Annotated in this window: 19 protein-coding genes; 13 read left to right on the top strand and 6 right to left on the bottom strand. The window is 59.6% G+C overall.

Annotated elements, in window-relative coordinates:
- Window positions 1-11 precede the first annotated feature (11 nt).
- Together BLW11_RS05845 and BLW11_RS05840 are read right to left on the bottom strand one after the other, a co-directional pair.
- A complete protein-coding gene (locus BLW11_RS05845) occupies window positions 12-542 on the bottom strand; it encodes a 4-vinyl reductase (RefSeq protein WP_048361184.1) in 531 nt (176 codons plus the stop codon).
- Between the two features lie 151 nt (window positions 543-693).
- Complete coding sequence (locus tag BLW11_RS05840; RefSeq protein WP_048361185.1) at window positions 694-1,671, bottom strand: dipeptidase; 978 nt, start codon at window positions 1,669-1,671, stop codon at window positions 694-696.
- A gap of 229 nt (window positions 1,672-1,900) precedes the next feature.
- Between BLW11_RS05840 and BLW11_RS05830 the strand changes: the two genes are divergently transcribed.
- Window positions 1,901-2,302 (top strand): lysozyme inhibitor LprI family protein, encoded by a 402-nt coding sequence (locus tag BLW11_RS05830; RefSeq protein WP_048361186.1) that lies wholly within the window; start codon window positions 1,901-1,903, stop codon window positions 2,300-2,302.
- Between the two features lie 144 nt (window positions 2,303-2,446).
- On the top strand, window positions 2,447-2,863 hold the full coding sequence (locus BLW11_RS05825) for a DUF3010 family protein (protein ID WP_048361187.1): 417 nt from the start codon (window positions 2,447-2,449) through the stop codon (window positions 2,861-2,863).
- Here BLW11_RS05825 and BLW11_RS05820 read toward each other — a convergent pair.
- Complete coding sequence (locus tag BLW11_RS05820) at window positions 2,853-3,800, bottom strand: GlxA family transcriptional regulator (protein WP_048361188.1); 948 nt, start codon at window positions 3,798-3,800, stop codon at window positions 2,853-2,855. The genes BLW11_RS05825 and BLW11_RS05820 overlap by 11 nt on opposite strands.
- A gap of 165 nt (window positions 3,801-3,965) precedes the next feature.
- On the opposite strand from BLW11_RS05820, the gene BLW11_RS05815 reads away from it, so the two are divergent.
- The 5 genes from BLW11_RS05815 (at window position 3,966) to BLW11_RS05795 (ending at window position 7,820) form a co-directional block, all read left to right on the top strand.
- Window positions 3,966-4,892, top strand: a complete 927-nt coding sequence (locus BLW11_RS05815) for a choline ABC transporter substrate-binding protein (RefSeq protein ID WP_048361189.1) — start codon at window positions 3,966-3,968, stop codon at window positions 4,890-4,892.
- Between the two features lie 72 nt (window positions 4,893-4,964).
- Window positions 4,965-5,852: a 3-dehydrocarnitine:acetyl-CoA trimethylamine transferase CdhC gene (gene cdhC, locus BLW11_RS05810; protein WP_048361190.1), complete on the top strand. Its 888-nt coding sequence runs from the start codon at window positions 4,965-4,967 to the stop codon at window positions 5,850-5,852.
- 153 nt (window positions 5,853-6,005) lie between these two features.
- Window positions 6,006-6,971 carry an L-carnitine dehydrogenase gene (locus BLW11_RS05805; protein ID WP_048361191.1) on the top strand — a complete coding sequence of 322 codons (966 nt, stop codon included), beginning with the start codon at window positions 6,006-6,008 and terminating at the stop codon, window positions 6,969-6,971.
- A 12-nt stretch (window positions 6,972-6,983) separates the two neighbouring features.
- The gene (locus BLW11_RS05800; RefSeq protein WP_048361192.1) at window positions 6,984-7,451 is read left to right on the top strand and encodes a thioesterase family protein; all 468 of its coding nucleotides are present in this window, start codon (window positions 6,984-6,986) and stop codon (window positions 7,449-7,451) included.
- A 111-nt stretch (window positions 7,452-7,562) separates the two neighbouring features.
- A complete protein-coding gene (locus BLW11_RS05795; protein ID WP_048361193.1) occupies window positions 7,563-7,820 on the top strand; it encodes a hypothetical protein in 258 nt (85 codons plus the stop codon).
- Window positions 7,821-7,939: 119 nt separating this feature from the next.
- On the opposite strand, the gene gbdR is transcribed toward BLW11_RS05795, so the two are convergent.
- Window positions 7,940-9,043: a choline metabolism transcriptional regulator GbdR gene (gbdR, locus tag BLW11_RS05790; RefSeq protein ID WP_048361194.1), complete on the bottom strand. Its 1,104-nt coding sequence runs from the start codon at window positions 9,041-9,043 to the stop codon at window positions 7,940-7,942.
- 329 nt (window positions 9,044-9,372) lie between these two features.
- Window positions 9,373-10,749 carry an L-serine ammonia-lyase gene (locus tag BLW11_RS05785; protein ID WP_048361195.1) on the bottom strand — a complete coding sequence of 459 codons (1,377 nt, stop codon included), beginning with the start codon at window positions 10,747-10,749 and terminating at the stop codon, window positions 9,373-9,375.
- A 357-nt stretch (window positions 10,750-11,106) separates the two neighbouring features.
- Here BLW11_RS05785 and BLW11_RS05780 point away from each other — a divergent pair, with 357 nt between their 5' ends.
- The 3 genes from BLW11_RS05780 (at window position 11,107) to choV (ending at window position 14,140) form a co-directional block, all read left to right on the top strand.
- Window positions 11,107-12,051 carry a choline ABC transporter substrate-binding protein gene (locus BLW11_RS05780; protein WP_048361196.1) on the top strand — a complete coding sequence of 315 codons (945 nt, stop codon included), beginning with the start codon at window positions 11,107-11,109 and terminating at the stop codon, window positions 12,049-12,051.
- A 68-nt stretch (window positions 12,052-12,119) separates the two neighbouring features.
- Window positions 12,120-12,965 carry a choline ABC transporter permease subunit gene (gene choW / locus BLW11_RS05775; RefSeq protein WP_048361197.1) on the top strand — a complete coding sequence of 282 codons (846 nt, stop codon included), beginning with the start codon at window positions 12,120-12,122 and terminating at the stop codon, window positions 12,963-12,965.
- A complete protein-coding gene (gene choV, locus BLW11_RS05770) occupies window positions 12,962-14,140 on the top strand; it encodes a choline ABC transporter ATP-binding protein (protein WP_048361198.1) in 1,179 nt (392 codons plus the stop codon). Before choW ends, choV begins: the two co-directional genes overlap by 4 nt.
- 113 nt (window positions 14,141-14,253) lie before the next feature.
- Here the strand turns inward: choV and BLW11_RS05765 are convergent, their stop codons facing one another.
- Complete coding sequence (locus BLW11_RS05765) at window positions 14,254-16,191, bottom strand: BCCT family transporter (RefSeq protein WP_241486161.1); 1,938 nt, start codon at window positions 16,189-16,191, stop codon at window positions 14,254-14,256.
- Window positions 16,192-16,664: 473 nt separating this feature from the next.
- Here BLW11_RS05765 and betI point away from each other — a divergent pair, with 473 nt between their 5' ends.
- From betI to betA, 3 genes are all read left to right on the top strand, one after another.
- Entirely contained in the window at window positions 16,665-17,258 is a 594-nt protein-coding gene (gene betI, locus BLW11_RS05760; protein ID WP_048361200.1) for a transcriptional regulator BetI, read from the top strand.
- A gap of 108 nt (window positions 17,259-17,366) precedes the next feature.
- A complete protein-coding gene (gene betB, locus BLW11_RS05755; RefSeq protein WP_048361201.1) occupies window positions 17,367-18,839 on the top strand; it encodes a betaine-aldehyde dehydrogenase in 1,473 nt (490 codons plus the stop codon).
- A gap of 151 nt (window positions 18,840-18,990) precedes the next feature.
- Window positions 18,991-20,694, top strand: coding sequence for a choline dehydrogenase (betA, locus tag BLW11_RS05750; RefSeq protein WP_048361202.1), 1,704 nt, complete (start codon window positions 18,991-18,993; stop codon window positions 20,692-20,694).
- The last annotated feature ends 191 nt before the right edge of the window (window positions 20,695-20,885 follow it).

Raw genomic sequence — 20,885 nt, 5'->3', positions numbered from 1 at the left:
CGATCCTCGCCTTACAACGGTTTGACGATAAACAAGCCGTGGTCATGGCCTTCTTCCGAGCCGCTATAAACCTGTTCGGCCACCGTGCGAATGTGGCTGCCGCGCGCTTGCAGAATCTGGTCCATGGCGCCGGCAAACCAGCCGGTGAACATGTAGTCGACCTTGCGCCCGACCTTGCCGTACACGTAGACGAAGCAGGAGTGTTCAAGCTTGATGGTGGCGGTGCCTTTATCCAGGTCGATGTCCTGGATAGTGAACAGGCCCCAGCCGCGCTGGGACAGGCGTTTCATGTAGTGTTCGAACACCGCGACGCCTTCGATGCCGTGGCATTCGGCTTCTTTTTCGCACCAGTGCCAGGCGGATTTGTAGCCGGCCTTGTAGAGGATTTCGGCATAGGCGTCAGCGCCCAGGACTTCTTCGATGCCCATGTGGTTGTTGACGAAAAAATGCCGGGGCACGTAGAGCATCGGCAGGGCGTCGGAGGTCCAGACGCCGGTTTCGCTGTCGACTTCGATAGGCAATTGCGGGGCGATTTTAGCCATGACATCAAACTCCAAATATTGAGTAACCCTGTAGCCGCTGCCGAAGGCTGCGATAAGGGCCGAAGGACCTTCAGAATCTGCGGGGGCGCTTCGCACCCCATCGCAGCCTTCGGCAGCGGCTACAGGGCACAAAGCAACTGATTGACGGCGCTTATTCGCCCCAGACGTCCTTAAGGACGTTGACCCAGTTCTCGCCCATGATCTTGCGCACCACGCGCTCGGGGTGGCCGCGTTTGAGCAGGGTTTCGGTGAGGTTGGGGAACTCGCCCACGGTGCGGATGCCCAGCGGGTTGATGATCTTGCCGAAGCTGGTCAGACGGCGGGCATAGCCCTTGTCGTGGGTCAGCATCTCGAAGAAGTCCTGACCGTGGCCCTGGGTGAAATCGGTGCCAATGCCAATGGCGTCTTCACCGACGATATTCATCGTGTACTCGATGGCTTCGGCGTAGTCGTCGATGGTCGAATCGATGCCCTTGGCCAGAAACGGCGCGAACATGGTCACGCCGACAAAGCCGCCATGGTCGGCAATGAATTTGAGTTCAGCGTCGGATTTGTTGCGCGGGTGTTCTTTAAGGCCGGACGGCAGGCAATGGGAGTAGCAGACCGGTTTTTTCGATTCCAGGATCACCTCTTCCGAGGTTTTGGAGCCCACGTGGGACAGGTCGCACATGATCCCGACACGGTTCATTTCAGCCACCACCTCGCGGCCAAAGCCCGAGAGCCCGCCATCGCGTTCGTAGCAACCGGTGCCCACCAGGTTCTGGGTGTTGTAGCACATCTGCACCACGCCAACCCCGAGCTGCTTGAAGATCTCGATGTAGCCGAGCTGGTCTTCAAAGGCATGGGCGTTCTGGAAGCCGAAGATGATCCCAGTTTTGCCCAGCGCCTTGGCACGCCGAATGTCGGCGGTGGTCTTGACCGGGATCACCAGGTCGCTGTTTTCACGGATCAGGGTCTGGCTGGCGACGATGTTGTTGATCGTGGCTTGAAAGCCTTCCCATACCGAGACGGTGCAGTTGGCTGCCGTGAGGCCACCTTTGCGCATGTCTTCGAACAGTTCGCGGTTCCATTTGGCAATGATCAGCCCGTCGATAACGATGCTGTCGGCGTGCAACTCGGCTGGGCTCATCAGGCGTCCCCTTATTGGCGTTTTGTTGCGCCGAATCGTCTGCCGGCGCTTTGGGGCCAGCATAGGCCCGGGGTCAAAACCAGCCGGGTGCAAAAGCGACAGCGCAATTGCCGAAAGCGTCAATCCACGACAATGCGGTCAACGGCAATGTCATGGCCTATGCTGCGTGACTGTTCTTTGGCCGACGCATAAGCCAGAATCTGCCCCAACTATGGATTAGGAAGCCGCAATGAAATCGATTCTCCTGGCCTTGGCGTTGATCAGCAGCGGCGCCTACGCCGCCGATGATGCCGACTACAACCCGTGTGATGCGGTAGAAAACGACCAGCAAACACTGGCGTGTTCGGTGTACAGCAAGAATGCTGCCGAGCTGTTGTTGACTGAAAACTACGAGGCCTTGCAGGAGCGCATGACGTCGCTGTACGGCAATAATCCGACCCAGCTCAATAACATCATCAGCAAAATCAAGACCGCCCAGGCGCTGTGGTTGCACCAGCGAGACGCCGACTGCGCGATTGCCGTGTTCCCTGCCACTGCCGGCACCGAAACCTTCAACATCGCCCAAAACGACTGCATGGCCCGTATCAGCGACGACCGCTCAGAATTTTTGGAATCGATCGGGCAGGAGTGACCCCCGCTTTTTTGTAGCCGCTGCCGAAGGCTGCGATCGGGCCCGAAGGGGCCGCGCCTTTTCAGGAGCGAAGATCCTTCGGCCCTTGTCGCAGCCTTCGGCAGCGGCTACAGGCTTTACATCCGCCCCCAGGAAAAGGTTTTTATGACTATTTGCGGTATCGAAATCAAAGGCAGCGAAGCCATCTTCGCCCTGGCCACGCAGGGCGCCAATGGCCTTGAGCACGTGGCCAATGCCACCAAAAAGATCGCCCTCGACGACGATGAAAACGCTGCCAGCGTCAAAGCCTTCGCGGCGCAGGTTGCAGCCTTTGTGAAGGCCAACGCCATCACCCGCATCGTGATCAAAAAGCGCAGTAAAAAAGGCGAGTTCGCCGGTGGCCCGACCACGTTCAAGATCGAAGGCCTTATCCAGTTGCTGGACGATTGCGACGTGCAACTGCTGTCCCCGCAAACCCTCAACGCGCAATTCAAGAAACACGCCTTCGACCTGCCCGCCTCGCTGAACAAATATCAGCATGACGCGTTCAAGGCAGCGTGTGCGGCGTTGCTTAAGGGTTAGTACCCGTCACCCGATCCTGCCTCGGCGCACAGGTAAACCGTGCCCGGTAGCTGCGGGTGAAATACGACGGTGATTCGAAGCCGCACGCAATGCTGATGTCCAGCACGCTCATGTCGGTCTGGCGCAGCAGTTGCCGGGCTTTTTCCAGGCGCAGGCCCAGGTAGAAGTTGCGCGGGGTGTCGTTCAGGTGCAAACGGAACAGGCGCTCCAGCTGGCGCCGGGTAACGTTGATGCCCAGCGCCAGTTGCGAGGTGCTCAGCGGCGGCTCGCTGTGTTGTTCCATCTCGCCAATCACCTGCACCAGTTTTTTGTTGTGGATGCCATAACGCGTGGCAACCTGCATGCGCTGGTGGTCTTTGCGGGGCCGGATGCGCCCGAGCACGAACTGTTCCGATACCTGAATCGCCAACTCCGGCCCATAGGCCTGGGCAATCAGATCCAGCATCAGGTCGATGGAGGCAGTGCCACCCGCACAGGTGATGCGCTGGCGGTCAATTTCAAACAGTTCCTGAGTCACGTGCAGCTTGGGGTATGACTCCTTGAACGCTTCCAGCGCCTCCCAGTGCAGGGTGAGGCGATAGCCGTCGAGCAGGCCCGCCTGTGCCAGAACCACGCTGCCCGTGTCGATGCCGCCCAAGGTTACGCCGTCGTTGTCCAGGCGCCGCAGCCACTGGATCAAGGCCGGGGTCACGTGGGTCAGCGGATCAAAGCCGGCCACCACCAGCAACGTCGCACCGGCTTCAAGTGCCCCCAGCCCGCCCTCGGCATTGACCGACATGCCGTTGCTCGCCAACACGGCGCCCCCCTCGCAGCTGAGCACGTGCCAGCGATACAGCTCACCGCGAAAACGGTTCGCCACCCGCAGCGGCTCGATGGCCGAAATAAAGCCCATTGAGGAAAAGCCGGGCAGCAGAAGGAAGTAAAAATCCTGGGCCATAGGGGCGCTCGCAAATCGGTTCAGCGGATTGAAACACAGTCAGGTCGCTGCAGTGCAAATCCACGTCGCCCCAGTGCGGTTGCGCAGCACCCAGCCTGCGTACCTTGGCATCACGGCGCACAAAGACGCCGATACCCCCAATAACAACCTGCCGAGGCCCCACCCATGAAACGACTGATCAGCTGTTGCCTGTTGGTACTGAGCCCCTACGTGTTGGCGGCTGAGGATGCATCGTGCAAGAACGTACGCATGGGCGTGGTCAATTGGACCGACGTGATCGCCACCAGCGCCATGGCGCAAACCCTGCTCGACGGTCTCGGCTATAAAACCAAACAAACCAGTGCCTCACAGCAAATCATCTTCGCCGGCATGCGTGACAAGCGACTGGACATGTTTCTGGGTTACTGGAACCCGATCATGAACCAGAGCATTACCCCGTTTGTGGACGCCAAACAGGTCACGGTACTGGCCGAGCCGAGCCTTAAAGACGCCAAGGCCATGCTCGCCGTACCGACCTATATGGCGGACAAGGGGCTCAAGAGCTTTGCCGACATTGCCAAGTTCGAGAAAGAGCTGGGTGGCAAGATTTACGGGATCGAACCGGGCTCCGGCGCCAACACCCAAATAAAGGCCATGATCGAGAAAAACCAGTTTGGCCTGGGCAAGTTCCAGCTGGTGGAGTCCAGTGAGGCCGGGATGCTCTCGGCGGTAACCCGCGCGGTGAATCGCAACGAGCCGATTGTGTTTTTCGGCTGGACCCCGCACCCGATGAACATCAATCAGGACATGACCTACCTCACCGGCAGCGAAAATGCCTTGGGCCCTGATGAGGGCCTGGCCACGGTATGGACCGTCACCACCCCGGACTACGCCAGCCGCTGCCCGAACGTCAGTCGTTTGCTCAGCAACCTGACTTTCAGCGCTGAAGACGAGAGCCGCATGATGCAGCCGCTACTGGACCACAAGGATGCCCAAGTCTCGGCCCGCCAGTGGCTCAAGGACCATCCGCAAGACCTGCAGCGCTGGCTTGAAGGCGTCACCACCGTGGATGGCAAACCCGCTGCCGAACACCTGAAGCTCAGCGCTAAATAATTCAACACCGAGCCCACCCTCGCAGCCCGCAATGGCTGCGGTGTGGCGCTCTACGCCCCAAGGAAATGCCCCATGAACCACGACGTCATCATCACCTGCGCACTCACCGGTGCCGGCGACACCAGCGGGCGCAGCCCTTTAGTGCCGGTCACGCCCAAACAAATTGCCGACGCTGCCGTGGAAGCGGCCAAGGCCGGAGCCACGGTGGTGCATTGCCATGTGCGCGATCCAAAAACCGGGCAGTTCAGCCGCGATGTGGCGCTGTACCGCGAACTGATGGAGCGCATCCGCGAGGCGGACATCGACATCATCGTCAACCTCACGGCCGGGATGGGCGGTGACTTGCATATCGGCCCCGGCGAGAACCCGATGGAGTTTGGCCCCAATACCGATCTGGTCGGCCCGCTGACCCGCCTGGCTCACGTCGAGGAGCTGCTGCCGGAAATCTGCACCTTGGACTGCGGGACCCTGAACTTTGGCGACGGCGACACGATTTACGTGTCCACCCCGGCACAGCTGCGGGCGGGCGCCAAGCGTATCCAGGAACTGGGCGTGAAAGCCGAACTGGAAATTTTCGACACCGGCCATCTGTGGTTCGCCAAGCAAATGATCAAGGAAGGTTTGCTTGATGACCCGCTGTTCCAGCTGTGCCTGGGTATCCCGTGGGGCGCGCCGGCGGACACCACCAGCATGAAAGCCATGGTCGACAACCTGCCCGCCAATGCGGTGTGGGCCGGTTTCGGGATTGGCCGCATGCAAATGCCGATGGCCGCGCAGGCGGTTCTGCTGGGCGGCAACGTGCGGGTTGGGCTCGAAGACAACTTGTGGCTGGACCGCGGGGTGCTGGCCACCAACGGCCAACTGGTGGAACGCGCCGCCGAGATCCTCAGCCGCCTTGGCGCCCGCGTGCTGAGCCCGGCAGAAGGCCGGGTGAAGATGGGGCTTAAAGAGCGCCGCTGAGCAGCTACGCAGCACCATTGCCTGTGGGAGCGAGCCTGCTCGCGAAGGTCGTCAACGATAACGCCTGTTAACCGAGTTATCGCGGCGCCCTTGGGGCCTTCGCGAGCAGGCTCGCTCCCACGGCATCACATTGTTTATATCCAGGAACAGACCATGACCTTTATCACCCACATCAAAACCTTCGCCGCCCTTGGCAGCGGTGTAATCGGCAGCGGCTGGGTCGCTCGCGCCCTCGCCCACGGGCTGGACGTGGTGGCCTGGGACCCGGCCCCCGGCGCCGAAGCAGCCCTGCGCAAACGCGTCGCCAAAGCCTGGCCAGCCCTGGTAAAAAGCGGCCTCGCTGAAGGTGCATCCCAGGACCGACTGCGGTTTGTCAGCACCATTGAAGAGTGCGTGCGCGACGCCGATTTCATTCAGGAAAGCGCCCCCGAGCGACTCGATCTGAAACTCGAACTGCACAGCAAAATCAGCGCCGCCGCCAAACCCGATGCATTGATCGGTTCCAGCACCTCGGGCCTGCTGCCCAGCGAGTTCTACGAAACATCCACGCACCCGGAGCGCTGCATCGTCGGGCACCCGTTCAACCCGGTTTACCTGCTGCCACTGGTCGAAGTGGTGGGTGGGCAAAAAACCGCTCCCGAGGCGATTCAAGCGGCGATCAAGGTCTATCAATCCCTGGGCATGCGCCCCCTGCATGTGCGCAAGGAAGTCCCCGGTTTTATTGCCGACCGCCTGCTCGAAGCCTTGTGGCGCGAGGCGTTGCATCTGGTCAATGACGGGGTGGCCACCACCGGTGAAATTGACGACGCCATACGTTTTGGCGCGGGTTTGCGCTGGTCGTTCATGGGCACCTTTTTGACCTATACCCTGGCCGGTGGCGATGCCGGGATGCGTCACTTCATGAACCAGTTCGGCCCGGCCCTGCAACTGCCCTGGACCTATTTACCCGCACCGGAACTCAGCGAAAAACTGATCGACGACGTGGTCGAAGGCACCACTGAGCAACTGGGTAGCCACAGCATTGGCGCGCTGGAGAGCTATCGTGATGACTGCCTGCTGGCAGTGATGGAAGCGGTCAACGCGACCAAACTCAAACATGGCATTGCCATCAACGATTGACCGAGGTTCCCCATGCCCAGCCTCACCACCTACAGCACCCCCATTCGTGAAGAATGGGTCGATTACAACGGCCACTTGCGCGACGCGTTTTACCTGCTGATATTCAGCTACGCCACCGATGCGCTGATGGACCGCCTGGGGCTCGACAGCCAGAACCGCGAAGCCAGCGGTCATTCACTGTTCACCCTGGAGGTGCATCTCAATTACCTGCACGAGGTGAAACTCGGCGCCCAGGTTGAAGTGCGCACCCAACTCATCGGCCACGATAAAAAACGCCTGCACGTTTATCACAGCCTGCACCTGGTCGGTGATGAGCGGGCTTTGGCGGGCAATGAACAAATGCTGCTGCATGTCGACCTGGCGGGCCCGCGGTCTGCGCCGTTCGGCGAACATACGCTGACCTTGCTGCAGGCGATTGAGCGCGAGCAACGCGATCTGCCAACGCCCGCGTATGTGGGCCGCACGATCGCCTTGCCTTAAAACGACCTGTTCTTAGGCGTATCAGACATATCGCCAAACCGGCCTTGCCCACTGACCAAAGCCCTACCAGAATCAAGCTTCGATCGCGCCTCATATAAAGGACAAAAAATCATGATGCACGCGGATTTGATTGATGAGCAGGATCTGGTGAGCGAGCTGCGCGCGCTGGGGTTCGAGGTATCGGGCAATGCCGAGCAAGCCTGTACAGCCGTGGTCTGCGGGCTGAATGAAACCAATGCTCGCGCACTCAAGGGCCTGGTCGAAAAACTCTACACCGGCAGCGCGACGATTCTGCCAGCGGTACGCCAGGCGATTGACCAGCAGTTGCTGCCGGGGTTGATGAAGTTCAAGCAAAGCAAGGCCGGATAAAGCAAAAAGCCCCTCACCCTACCCCTCTCCCAAAGGGAGAGGGAACTAAAGACAGAAGCCGATCTGCACTACCCCACCAATCGGCGCCCTCTCCCTCCGGGTGAGGGCGTTCTTGATTGTTAGAGCCTCACACTGGCAAACGTCGATTCGTTGCGCGCCTGGTTCAAGGCTGACATCGGCCCGGCCAGCGGGGTTATCAGCAGGGACTGCGGGATCTGCACCAGAGTGGTTTGCTGTGCAGTGTTGGAACCCACGCGCTCGTCCCGTGGCGGTATGCCGAAGTATTCGCGGTAGCACTTGGAGAAGTGCGGCGTCGACACAAACCCGCAGACCGCCGCCACCTCGATAATCGACATCGGTGTTTGCTTGAGCAACTGCCGCGCCCGCACCAGCCGCAGCTTGAGGTAGTAACGCGACGGCGAGCAGTGCAGGTACTTTTGGAACAGCCGCTCCAGCTGACGCCGCGACACGGTGACGTAAACCGCCAGCTCGTCGAGGTCGATAGGCTCTTCGAGGTTGGCTTCCATCAGTGCGACGATTTCCTGCAGCTTGGGCTGGTTGGTGCCCAGCATGTGTTTAAGCGGTACACGCTGGTGGTCCTGCTCGTTGCGAATGCGTTCATACACAAACATTTCAGAGATGGCCGCCGACAGCTCGCGACCATGATCGCGGCTGATCAGGTGCAGCATCATGTCCAGCGGCGCGGTGCCGCCCGAACTGGTGAAGCGGCTGCGATCAAGGGTAAACAGGCGGGTGCTCATGACTACACGCGGGAAGGCTTCCTGCATCGAAGCCAGGCACTCCCAGTGCACGCTGCAATCAAAACCGTCGAGCAAACCCGCGTAGGCCAAGGCCCAACTGCCCGTGCATACCGCACCCAGGCGGCGAGACTGGCGCGCCTGGCTTTGCAGCCATGACACGTGTTCACGGCTGACAGTGCGTTGAATACCGATACCGCCGCACACGATGACCATGTCCAGTGCCGGGGCCTTGTGCATGCTGGCGTCGGGGGTCACTTGCAGGCCGTCACTGGCCCATACCTGGCTGCCATCCGCACTGAGGGTGCTCCAGCGATACAACTCACGACCCGACAACTGGTTGGCCATGCGCAAAGGCTCTATCGCAGAGGCCAAAGAAATGAGCGTGAAATTGTCCAGCAGCAGAAAGCCGATGGATTGAGGCGTACGGTTCTGGGGTTGGGCCCCGGAGTTGAACGACGTCATCGCGGTATCTCCTCACACAAAGCGGGTGATGGCCTCAGGCACAGGCTCTTGTTATGGCCTCCATTTCATGGGGCTTTGACATGACAACGCAAATGCCATGCCTAAACTTGAATGGCCATTCAACAAAGCCTGAAAACGACGTCGCAATGTGTCTAGTCAGCTTGTAACAAAACACGAATTAAACGCGCGCTATACGCTTGGCGCGCACTTTAAACGCCGCTGTTGAGCACATTGGTATCACTTGTGGGAAGGCGGCCGAAAAGGAGCCGTAATGGAATGTCACGAAAAGTACGAATGCGCTAAAAGAGGTCGGCATGCGCTTTAATGGCTCAGCACTCCACCGCACTGACCGCCAACCCGCCGCGTGAGGTTTCCTTGTATTTGTCATGCATGTCGGCGCCGGTGTCGCGCATGGTACGGATCACACGGTCCAGGGAGATAAAGTGCTGGCCGTCGCCACGCAAGGCCATTTGTGCGGCGTTGATCGCTTTAACTGCCGCAATGGCGTTGCGCTCGATGCACGGCACTTGCACCAGCCCGCCCACCGGGTCGCAGGTCAAACCCAAGTTGTGCTCCAAACCGATTTCAGCGGCGTTGCACAGCTGCTCGGGCGTGGCACCGAGGATTTGCGCCAGCCCGGCAGCCGCCATGGCACAGGCCGAGCCGACTTCACCCTGACAGCCCACTTCCGCGCCGGAAATCGAGGCGTTCTTTTTACACAAAATGCCGATGGCCGCCGCGCTCAGCAAGTAGTCCACCACATGGGCTTCGCTGACTTCATCGCTGAATTTCATGAAGTAGTGCAGCACCGCCGGGATGATCCCGGCCGCGCCGTTGGTGGGCGCCGTGACCATGCGCCCGCCTGCGGCGTTTTCTTCGTTGACCGCCAGTGCAAACAGGTTGACCCACTCCATGGCGCTGAGGGTGGAACCGATCACATTGGGCTTGCCGATTTCCTGCAGGCTGCGGTGCAAACGGGCGGCGCGACGGCGCACATTCAAACCGCCAGGCAGGATGCCTTCGTGCTTCAAGCCTTGCTCGACACAGTCCTGCATGGCGCGCCAGAGTTTGATCAGGCCACAACGGATTTCGTCTTCACTGCGCCACGTGCGTTCGTTGGCCATCATCAATGCAGCCACGCTCAGATGATGTTCACGGCACAGCTCGAGCAGTTCGGCGGCGCTGCAAAAGTCATAAGGCAACGCGGTGCGATCCATGTCCAGCACCCCGCTGGCTGCTTGCGCGGCATCCACTACAAAACCACCGCCTACCGAGTAGTAGGTATCGCAGTGCAATTCGCCCTGCCCGGTGTGCGCCACCAGGGTCATGGCATTGGGATGAAACGGCAGGTTTTCGTCGATCAGGCGCATGTCCTGCGCCCACACAAACGGGATCGGCAAAGAGCCGTCGAGTAACAGGGTCCCGGTTTCGCGCAGCTCGGCGATACGCGGACCGATGCAGGACGGATCAATGGCGTCCGGCCATTCCCCCATCAGGCCCATGATCACGGCGTTGTCGCTGCCGTGGCCAATGCCGGTGGCGGACAGGGAGCCGTAAAGCTGCACTTCGATACGGCGCACCTGCTGCAACTGGCCACGCTCGCGCAAGCCCTGCACAAACAGCGCTGCGGCGCGCATCGGGCCCACGGTGTGGGAACTTGAGGGGCCGATGCCAATCTTGAACAGGTCAAACACGCTGATAGCCATGAGCACGAGCCTCGCAAGGAATGCACTCATCATGGGGGGTTTGTGATCGGCAAAAACGTCCAGCTACGACTCGCCTTTGCCTGCCAGCGCCCTCGACGTTTTAGAGGGTGAATATGCATGAAAAGGGCAGTTTTTAAGCATCATTCGTCTAGATACGACCTCGCAGGTATCAGATACGACCCTCCCTGTACTGGATGCGACTCCCCCTGTAGGCGTTTGATTTTCACTGTTACATGATCAGTCTCGACTCGATTGCTGGATGCACCGGCAACACGCCTGCCGGGCATCGCCCAACCGCAACTGATTACGTGCGGCTTTTCGATCGAAAACCGCCACCTAGACGCCAGGAGTCCCCACATGAAAGGTTCCCCATTGTTGTTGGCTGCATTGCTGAGTCTGCCCGTCATCACCCAGGCTGCAGAACCGGAGCAATGCAACACGGTTAACTTCTCGGATGTCGGCTGGACCGACATCACCGTCACCACCGCGGTCACCAGCGAGGTGCTCAAGGCCCTCGGTTACAAAACCAAAACCACCATGATTTCCGTGCCGGTCACCTACAAGTCGCTGGCCGACGGCAAGAACATGGACGTGTTCCTGGGCAACTGGATGCCGACCATGGAAAACGACATCAAGGCCTATCGCGACGCGGGTACTGTCGAAACCGTGCGTGCCAACCTGGAGAACGCCAAGTACACCCTCGCCGTACCCGAAGCGCTCTATAACAAGGGCCTCAAGGACTTCTCCGACCTGCCTAAATTCAAGAAGGAACTGGACGGCAAGATCTACGGCATCGAGCCGGGCAACGATGGCAACCGCATGATCCAGACCATGATCGACAAGAACGCGTTCGGCCTCAAGGACGCAGGCTTCAAGATTGTGGAGTCCAGCGAAGCCGGGATGCTGTCCCAGGTTGACCGCGCCCAGCGACGCGACACCGACGTGGTGTTCCTGGGCTGGGAACCGCACCCGATGAACACCCGTTTCAAGATGAAGTACCTCACCGGTGGCGATGATTTCTTCGGCCCCAACTACGGCCAGGCAACCATCTACACCAACACCCGCAAGGGCTACAGCGAGGAATGCAGCAACGTCGGCCAACTGCTGAAAAACCTCGTCTTTACCCTCGACATGGAAAGCACCCTGATGGGCAAGGTGCTGGATGACAAAACCAAACCGGACGTCGCCGCCCGAGCCTGGCTCAAACAGAACCCGCACGTGCTCGATACCTGGCTCGCGGGCGTGACCACGATCGATGGCAAACCGGGCCTTGAGGCCGTGAAAGCCAGCCTCGCGAAATAATCGCGGGCGCCAGACGGCTTGCCCGTCTGGCTCCGTTTCAATCCCCCTGCATGCGGACGTTCACTACCATGCTCATCGATCAAAAAATCCCTCTGGGCGAATACATCGCAAGCTTCGTCGACTGGTTGACCAAACACGGTGCCAGCACCTTCGATGCCATCGCGAGCACGCTGGAAGCAATGATCCACGCCGTGACCTTTGCGCTGACCTGGTTCAACCCTTTCGTGTTTATCGGGCTGATTGTCCTGCTGGCACACTTTATTCAGCGCAAGTGGGGGCTCACCGTTTTTGTCGCGCTGTCGTTTCTGCTGATCCTCAACCTGGGTTATTGGCAGGAGACCATGGAAACCCTGGCCCAGGTGCTGTTCGCCACCTTTGTGTGCGTGATCATCGGGGTACCGCTGGGGATTCTCGCCGCGCACAAACCGATGTTTTATACCTTCATGCGCCCGGTACTGGACTTGATGCAGACAGTGCCCACCTTCGTTTACCTGATCCCGACCCTGACCCTGTTTGGCCTGGGCGTGGTGCCGGGGCTGATCTCCACCGTGGTGTTTGCGATTGCGGCACCGATCCGCCTGACGTACCTGGGCATTCGCGACGTCCCCCATGAACTGCTCGATGCCGGCAAGGCATTTGGCTGTTCGCGCCGCCAGTTGCTCACGCGCATTGAACTGCCCCACGCCATGCCGAGCATCGCGGCCGGGATAACCCAATGCATCATGCTGTCACTGTCGATGGTGGTGATCGCTGCCCTGGTAGGCGCTGATGGCCTGGGCAAACCGGTGGTCAACGCACTCAATACCGCCGACATCGCCCTGGGCTTTGAAGCCGGGCTGGCGATTGTGTTGCTGGCCATCATGCTCGACCGCATCTGCAAACAGCCGGAAGCCAAAGCGGGAGCTGACGCATGAGTATTATTCGCTTCGACAAGGTTGACGTAATCTTCGCCAAAGACCCCCGCGAGGCACTGAGCCTGCTGGACCAGGGGCTGTCGCGGGATCAGATCCTGAAAAAAACCGGGCAGATTGTAGGCGTCGAAAAAGCCAGCCTGGACATCGACAAAGGTGAAATCTGCGTGCTGATGGGTTTGTCCGGTTCGGGCAAATCCAGCCTGCTGCGCTGCATCAACGGGCTCAACACGGTCAGCCGTGGCCAGTTGTTTGTGGAGCACGAAGGCAAGCAGATCGACATCGCTTCGTGTACCCCCGCAGAGCTGAAGATGATGCGCACCCAGCGCATCGCCATGGTGTTCCAAAAGTTCGCCCTGATGCCCTGGCTGACCGTGCGCGAGAACATCAGCTTCGGCCTGGAGATGCAGGGTCGCCCTGAAAAGGAACGGCGCAAGCTGGTGGACGAAAAGCTGGAGCTGGTAGGCCTGACCCAATGGCGTAATAAAAAGCCCGATGAATTGAGCGGCGGCATGCAACAGCGTGTTGGCCTGGCGCGGGCACTGGCGATGGACGCCGATATTCTGCTGATGGATGAGCCCTTCTCGGCCCTTGATCCGCTGATCCGTCAAGGCCTGCAAGACGAGTTGCTGGAGCTGCAACGCAAGCTGAACAAGACCATTGTGTTTGTGAGCCACGACCTGGATGAGGCGCTGAAACTGGGTAGCCGCATCGCAATCATGAAAGACGGCAAGATCATCCAGTACAGCAAACCCGAAGAGATCGTGCTCAACCCGGCGGACGACTATGTGCGCACGTTCGTGGCCCACACCAACCCGTTGAACGTTCTGTGCGGGCGCAGCCTGATGCGCACACTGGACAACTGCAAACGCATTAACGGTTCGGTATGCATTGATCCGGGGGATGACTCGTGGATTGACCTGGCGGAGGGCAACACCATCAAGGGCGTGCGCCAGGGTGCCAGTGTCGTGGACTTGCAGCACTGGACTCGCGGGCAGGCGGTAGAGGGATTAGGGCGCGGGCCAACCCTGGTGGACAGCGGGATCGGCATGCGCGATGCGCTGCAAATCCGCTACCAGACCGGCAACAAACTGGTGCTGCACGACAATCACAAAGTGGTGGGGATACTGGGGGATACAGAGCTGTATCACGCGCTGTTGGGCAAGAATCTGGGGTGACGTGCAAACACAAACACTGTGGGAGCGAGCCTGCTCGCGAAGGGCTTTAACAACGTAGCGCTCTCGAGAGCCTCGCGAGCAGGCTCGCTCCCACAGGAGGTTATCAACTGTTTTTAGCTATACACCCTGCCAAGGAGCTGGCGATGGCTTTCAAACTGATCGAGCACGTCACGGCTGATTTGCTCCTGGGTGAAGCCCATCAGGTCGTACTCCTGGTTACCGTTGTGCAAATACACCTCGGCCCGGTAGTAACGGCTGCGCACTTCATCCTGTTCAGACTCGCTCGGCGCGGCCAGGTAGCCGTCCAGGCTGACTTCGTAGACAAACGGGTTGCCTTCCTCCATCTCCACCCGCACGCCCATGCAACGCTTGGCGCTGCCCAGCAGGGTCTGCACGTCCAGGCCCTGGCTGCGCAGTTGCACCGCCGCATCTTCCAGTGCCGGGGTCACGTGCTTGTCCATAAAGCGCTGTACCACGGCCTGGGTCGGCTGCAGGTCTTGTGCGCTCAACCGCTCGCTGAAACCACGACGGCCACGGGCAGCCAGCTCGGCTTGTTCCTGTTCCATCTGGGTGTCCTGACGCATGGCTTTGTGCAGGCCAAACATAAACAGGATCAACACCACCGAGAACGGCAGACCGGCCAGTACCACCATGGTTTGCATGGCCGCAAAGTTACCCGCGAACAGCAGGCCGATGGTCACCAGGGTGATCACCGCCGACCAGAAGATCCGCAGCCAGTGCGGCGCGTCTTCGTCCACATCGCCGCCTTTGCACGACAAGTTGGCCATCATCACCGCGCCGGAATCCGCCGGGGTCAGGAACAGGACGAAGCCGACAAAGATCGATACGCCGATCACGATTTTCGACGCCGGGTAGTGCTCAAGCAGTTGGTAAATCGCCATGGACGGCTGCTCAAGCGCTGTTCTGCCCAGCTCCACCGCACCGTGGTTAACCACCAGGTCCAGTGCCGAGTTACCGAAGATCGACAACCACGCCAGGGTGAAGCCCAGCGGAATCAGCAACACGCCCGCGACCAGCTCACGCACGGTACGACCACGGGAAATACGCGCGATAAACATGCCGACAAACGGGGCCCAGGAAATCCACCACGCCCAGTAGAACAGGGTCCACAGGCCCAGCCAGCCTTCCGTCTTTTTGGTGTCGCCGGTGTACACGTACAGATCGAAGGTTTTCATGACGATACCGTTGAGGTAATCGCCGGTGTTTTGCACAAAACCGTTGAGCAGGTGCAGGGTCGGGCCAAACAGCAGCACGAAAATCAGCAGGCCGCTGAACAGTACGATGTTCAGGTTGGACAGGCGGCGGATGCCGTTTTCAACGCCCGACACTGCGGCAATGGTCGCCACGGTGCTCATCACGATGATCACGATCAGCAGGTTGGTATTGCTGTGCTCCATGCCGAACAGGTTCTCAAGCCCGGACGACACTTGCATCGAGCCGATTCCCAGGTTCGTCACCAGGCCGAGCAAGGTCACGAACATGCCGAAGCCGTCGACCGCATGCCCCGCAGCACCTTTGACCCAGCGTTCGCCCATCAACGGGTACAGCGCCGAACGCAATGCCAGCGGCTGGTTGTGACGGTAGGCAAAGTAAGCCACGGCCAGACCGACCAGTGCATAGATCGCCCAGCCGTGCAGGCCCCAGTGCAAGAAGGTCAGCTGCAACGCCTGGCGCGCCGCTTCATGGCTGCCCGACACGCCTTCAGGCGGGTTGAAGTAGTGGTCCAGCGGCTCGGAAGCGCCGAAGTACAGCAGCGAAATACCGATACCGGACGAGAACAGCATCCCGGCCCAGGCGCCATAGCTGAAGTCCGGGGTGTCTTGCTTGGTCCCCAGTTTCAATTTGCCGTAGGACGAAAACGCCAGCCCGACCACAAAGATCAGGTAAGCGGCGATCACCACCATGTAGTACCAGCCGAAACTGCGCGACAGCCACTCTTGGGCGATGCCCAGAATGCGGCCTGCTTCTTCGGGGGCAGCGATCAAAATGGCAGTCAGCAAAAGTATCAAGGCAGTGGAGGTGTAAAACACCCAACCGTTGACCGTCACCTTTTGCGGTGGGGTCTTTATAAGAGAAGCAGAACTCATGGCACGGATGCTCCAGGCAGCGCGAGAGAAGAACTTGATGCAAGGCAACACTCGACTAAACGCTTAGTTAGCGACCAACGGTCGAGTGATATAAAGACACCGCTAAAAAACCGGACCCGCCCAGACAGATGCCGTCTGTGGGAGCGAGCCCGCTCGCGAAGGCATCAAGGGCACCGCGCCTATTCCATTAGAGTGCGTATCGCTGACAGCCTTCGCGAGCAGGTTCGCTCCCACAAGGGTTTCGGAGCTTTTGCCGTGTCGTTTTGCGCCATTCATGCGTAGGGAAACGACATAAATCGCGACGAATTGTCGCAGAGCTTATTCTTTGTTGATTGAACGTTCAATCAAAACAAAATAGACTGGCCTTCGCTCAGTGATCGTTATGCACTGCTCGCAGGCCTAAGGAGATTTGCAAAATGCCCAAGGTCGGTATGCAACCCATACGCCGCCAGCAGTTGATCGAAGCCACGTTGACGGCTGTCGATCAGGTCGGCATGGCAGATGCCAGCATTGCGCTGATTGCCCGTTTGGCCGGTGTGTCTAACGGCATCATCAGTCACTACTTCAAAGACAAGAACGGTCTGATTGCCGCCACCATGCGGTACTTGATGAACGCCTTGATCGACAACGTTACCGAGCGGCGCCAGGCGCTAAGCGATGAAAGCCCACGGGCTCATCTGCAGGTGATTGTTGAAGGCAACTTCGACGCCAGTCAGGTCAGTGGCCCGGCGATGAAAACCTGGCTGGCCTTTTGGGCCGCCAGCATGCACCAACCGTCGCTACACCGATTGCAGCGGATCAACGATCACCGCCTGTACTCGAACCTGTGCTGTCAATTTCGTCGTGTCCTGCCGTTGGCCGAAGCCCGCAACGCAGCACGCGGCCTTGCTGCGCTGATCGATGGTCTATGGTTGCGGGGTGCCCTGTCGGGAGACGCTTTCGACACCGAGCAGGCACAACGCATCTGCTACGAATATATGGATCTACAACTGGCGAAACAGGTGAGTTAGGCCCCAATCAACGCTTAACCCCTGAACTGTCGTGAGTTTGAGTTGCCCCAACCAAATGGCACCTGACTCACGATCAACGCCAACCACTTATGCACTTGCGAGGATTTTATGGCCCGTTTCGAACTGCAAAAACTCTACATCGACGGCGGTTACACCGACGCCAGCAGCGATGCAACCTTCGATGCCATCAACCCGGCTAACGGCGAAGTCCTCGCTCAAGTGCAACGCGCCACCAAAGAAGACGTTGAGCGCGCCGTTGTCAGCGCTGAAAAAGGCCAGAAAATCTGGGCTGCCATGACCTCCATGGAGCGTTCGCGCATCCTGCGTCGCGCCGTGGACATCCTGCGCGAGCGCAACGATGAACTGGCTGCTCTGGAAACCCTGGACACCGGCAAGTCGTACTCCGAAACCCGCTACGTCGACATCGTGACCGGCGCTGACGTGCTGGAATACTACGCAGGCCTGGCAACCGCCATTCAGGGCGAGCAAATCCCGCTGCGCGATACTTCGTTCGTTTACACCCGTCGCGAGCCGCTGGGCGTTGTGGCCGGTATCGGCGCATGGAACTACCCGATCCAGATCGCTTTGTGGAAATCCGCTCCAGCGCTGGCCGCCGGTAACGCGATGATCTTCAAGCCAAGCGAAGTCACTTCCCTGACAACCCTGAAACTGGCTGAGATCTTCACCGCAGCCGGCCTGCCAGACGGCGTGTTCAACGTCCTGACCGGCAGCGGCCGTGAAGTCGGCACCTGGCTGACCGAACACCCGCGCATCGAAAAAGTGTCGTTCACCGGCGGCACCGAAACCGGCAAAAAAGTAACCGCCAGCGCCACCAGCTCCTCGTTGAAAGACGTGACCATGGAACTGGGCGGCAAGTCGCCACTGATCATTTTTGACGACGCCGACCTGGATCGCGCAGCTGACACTGCAATGATGGCCAACTTCTACAGCTCGGGCCAGGTGTGCACCAACGGCACTCGCGTGTTTATCCCGACTGCAATGAAAGCCGCATTCGAGGCCAAGATCCTGGAGCGTGTTGCACGCATCCGCATCGGTAACCCGGAAGACGAAAACACCAATTTCGGCCCGCTGGTCAGCTTTGCTCACATGGAAAGTGTGCTGGGCTACATTGCCAAGGGCAAGGAAGAAGGCGCCCGCGTACTGTGCGGCGGTGAACGTCTGACCCAGGGCGACCTGGCCAAGGGCGCATTCGTTGCACCTACCGTGTTCACTGACTGCACCGACGGGATGACCATCGTCAAAGAAGAAATCTTTGGCCCGGTGATGAGCATCCTCACCTACGACACCGAAGAAGAAGTGATCCGCCGCGCCAACGACACCGAGTTCGGTTTGGCTGCCGGCGTCGTGACCAAGGACCTGAACCGCGCCCACCGCGTGATTCATCAACTGGAAGCGGGCATTTGCTGGATCAACGCCTGGGGCGAGTCCGACGCAAAAATGCCGGTAGGCGGTTACAAGCAATCGGGCATCGGCCGTGAAAACGGCATCAGCTCGCTGGCGCAGTACACCCAGATCAAATCGGTACAGGTCGAGCTGGGCGACTACGTTTCGGTGTTCTAAACCGACTCGTGCGCACACCCCCCGTGGGAGCGAGCCTGCTCGCGATGCAGGCGACGCGGTGTATCAGTTGCACCGCGCTGATGCAATCGCGGGCAGGCCCGCTCCCACCGGGCCAGGTTTGATCTGACCAACTTCAAAGAGGGTGCATTTTATGTCCCAAGAATTCGATTACATCATCATCGGTGCCGGCTCTGCCGGTAACACCCTGGCGACCCGTCTGACTGAAGACCAAGGCGTCACCGTGCTGCTGCTTGAAGCAGGCGGCCCGGACTACCGTTTCGACTTCCGCACCCAGATGCCTGCGGCGCTGGCGTTTCCGCTGCAAGGCCGTCGCTACAACTGGGCCTTCGAAACCGATCCAGAGCCACACATGGACAATCGCCGCATGGAATGTGGCCGTGGCAAAGGTCTGGGCGGTTCGTCCCTGATCAACGGCATGTGCTACATCCGCGGTAACGCGATGGACTACGACGGCTGGGCAAAACTGCCAGGCCTCGAAGACTGGGATTACCTGAACTGCCTGCCGTACTTCCGCAAAGCCGAAACCCGCGACATCGGCCCCAACGATTACCACGGCGGCGATGGCCCGGTCAGCGTGACCACGCCCAAGCAGGGCAACAACGTATTGTTCCACGCCATGGTTGAAGCAGGCGTACAAGCCGGCTACCCGCGCACCGAAGACCTGAACGGCTACCAGCAGGAAGGTTTCGGCCCGATGGACCGTACCGTGACGCCAAACGGTCGTCGCGCCAGCACCGCGCGCGGTTACCTGGACACGGCCAAGCAGCGTTCGACCCTGACCATCGTCACCCACGCCCTGACCGACAAGATCGAATTTGAAGGCAAGCGCGCTGTTGGCGTTTCCTACATGGTCGGCGACAGCAATACCCGGATTCTGGCCAAGGCCCGTAAAGAAGTCCTGCTGTGCAGCGGCGCAATCGGTTCGCCAACCGTGCTGCAACGCTCCGGTGTGGGCCCGTCCGAACTGCTGAAAAGCCTCGACATTCCAGTGGTCCACGACCTGCCGGGTGTTGGCCAGAACTTGCAGGATCACCTTGAGCTGTACCTGCAGTACGCGTGCACCCAGCCGGTTTCGCTGTACCCGTCGCTGCTCTGGTACAACCAGCCGGCCATTGGTGCCGAGTGGCTGTTCCTGGGCAAAGGCATTGGCGCCAGCAACCAGTTTGAAGCCGGTGGTTTTATCCGCACCCGTGAAGAATTCGAATGGCCGAACATTCAGTACCACTTCCTGCCGGTAGCGATTAACTACAACGGCAGCAATGGCGTGAAAGAGCACGGTTTCCAGGCGCACATGGGTTCCATGCGTTCGCCGAGCCGTGGCCGGATCAACGTGAAGTCCAAGGACCCGCGTGAGTACCCGAGCATCCTGTTCAACTACATGGCCGCCGAGCAAGACTGGCAGGAGTTCCGTGACGGCATCCGCCTGACCCGCGAAATCATGCAACAGCCTGCGCTGGATGCTTACCGTGGCCGCGAAATCAGCCCGGGCATCGACAAGCAGACCGACGAAGAGCTGGATACCTTTATCCGCGAACACGCCGAGACGGCCTTCCACCCGTCCTGCTCGTGCAAGATGGGCACCGACGAGATGGCTGTAGTAGACGGCGAAGGCCGTGTACACGGGATGCAGGGTCTGCGTGTGGTCGATGCCTCGATCATGCCGCTGATCACCACCGGCAACCTGAACGCGCCGACGATCATGATCGCCGAGAAAATCGCCGACAAGATCCGTGGCCGCCAGCCACTGCCGCGCAGCACTGCCGACTACTACGTAGCAGGCGATGCTCCGGTACGCGGCAAGCCACTGCGTGAAGTGAGCCTTACCGCGCAGTAACCGCATCACCCTGTAGCCGCTGCCGCAGGCTGCGATCGAGCCCGAAGGGGTCGCGCTTTTCAAGAGCGAAGGTCCTTGGGACCTTATCGCAGCCTGCGGCAGCGGCTACAGGCTATTTGTTTCATCTTGCCCCGCTTGCCCCGGCCTCAACGCAGGCCTACTCTAGTGCCTCGCTTCGCGCCACACCCCCC

The sequence above is a fragment of the Pseudomonas deceptionensis genome (genome assembly GCF_900106095.1).
In the GTDB taxonomy this organism is placed as follows: Bacteria; Pseudomonadota; Gammaproteobacteria; order Pseudomonadales; family Pseudomonadaceae; genus Aquipseudomonas; species Aquipseudomonas deceptionensis.
Note: the sequence above shows the minus strand (reverse complement) of the source record. Positions and strands in the feature narration are given on the sequence as shown.

Coding starts and splice junctions, on each gene's coding strand:
- BLW11_RS05785 (WP_048361195.1), bottom strand. CDS start 10,749: ATGGCTATCAGCGTGTTTGACCTGTTCAAGATTGGCATCGGCCCCTCA.
- BLW11_RS05780 (WP_048361196.1), top strand. CDS start 11,107: ATGAAAGGTTCCCCATTGTTGTTGGCTGCATTGCTGAGTCTGCCCGTC.
- gbdR (WP_048361194.1), bottom strand. CDS start 9,043: ATGACGTCGTTCAACTCCGGGGCCCAACCCCAGAACCGTACGCCTCAA.
- choW (WP_048361197.1), top strand. CDS start 12,120: ATGCTCATCGATCAAAAAATCCCTCTGGGCGAATACATCGCAAGCTTC.
- BLW11_RS05830 (WP_048361186.1), top strand. CDS start 1,901: ATGAAATCGATTCTCCTGGCCTTGGCGTTGATCAGCAGCGGCGCCTAC.
- BLW11_RS05795 (WP_048361193.1), top strand. CDS start 7,563: ATGATGCACGCGGATTTGATTGATGAGCAGGATCTGGTGAGCGAGCTG.
- cdhC (WP_048361190.1), top strand. CDS start 4,965: ATGAACCACGACGTCATCATCACCTGCGCACTCACCGGTGCCGGCGAC.
- BLW11_RS05825 (WP_048361187.1), top strand. CDS start 2,447: ATGACTATTTGCGGTATCGAAATCAAAGGCAGCGAAGCCATCTTCGCC.
- BLW11_RS05845 (WP_048361184.1), bottom strand. CDS start 542: ATGGCTAAAATCGCCCCGCAATTGCCTATCGAAGTCGACAGCGAAACC.
- choV (WP_048361198.1), top strand. CDS start 12,962: ATGAGTATTATTCGCTTCGACAAGGTTGACGTAATCTTCGCCAAAGAC.
- BLW11_RS05805 (WP_048361191.1), top strand. CDS start 6,006: ATGACCTTTATCACCCACATCAAAACCTTCGCCGCCCTTGGCAGCGGT.
- betA (WP_048361202.1), top strand. CDS start 18,991: ATGTCCCAAGAATTCGATTACATCATCATCGGTGCCGGCTCTGCCGGT.
- BLW11_RS05840 (WP_048361185.1), bottom strand. CDS start 1,671: ATGAGCCCAGCCGAGTTGCACGCCGACAGCATCGTTATCGACGGGCTG.
- BLW11_RS05815 (WP_048361189.1), top strand. CDS start 3,966: ATGAAACGACTGATCAGCTGTTGCCTGTTGGTACTGAGCCCCTACGTG.
- betI (WP_048361200.1), top strand. CDS start 16,665: ATGCCCAAGGTCGGTATGCAACCCATACGCCGCCAGCAGTTGATCGAA.
- betB (WP_048361201.1), top strand. CDS start 17,367: ATGGCCCGTTTCGAACTGCAAAAACTCTACATCGACGGCGGTTACACC.
- BLW11_RS05820 (WP_048361188.1), bottom strand. CDS start 3,800: ATGGCCCAGGATTTTTACTTCCTTCTGCTGCCCGGCTTTTCCTCAATG.
- BLW11_RS05800 (WP_048361192.1), top strand. CDS start 6,984: ATGCCCAGCCTCACCACCTACAGCACCCCCATTCGTGAAGAATGGGTC.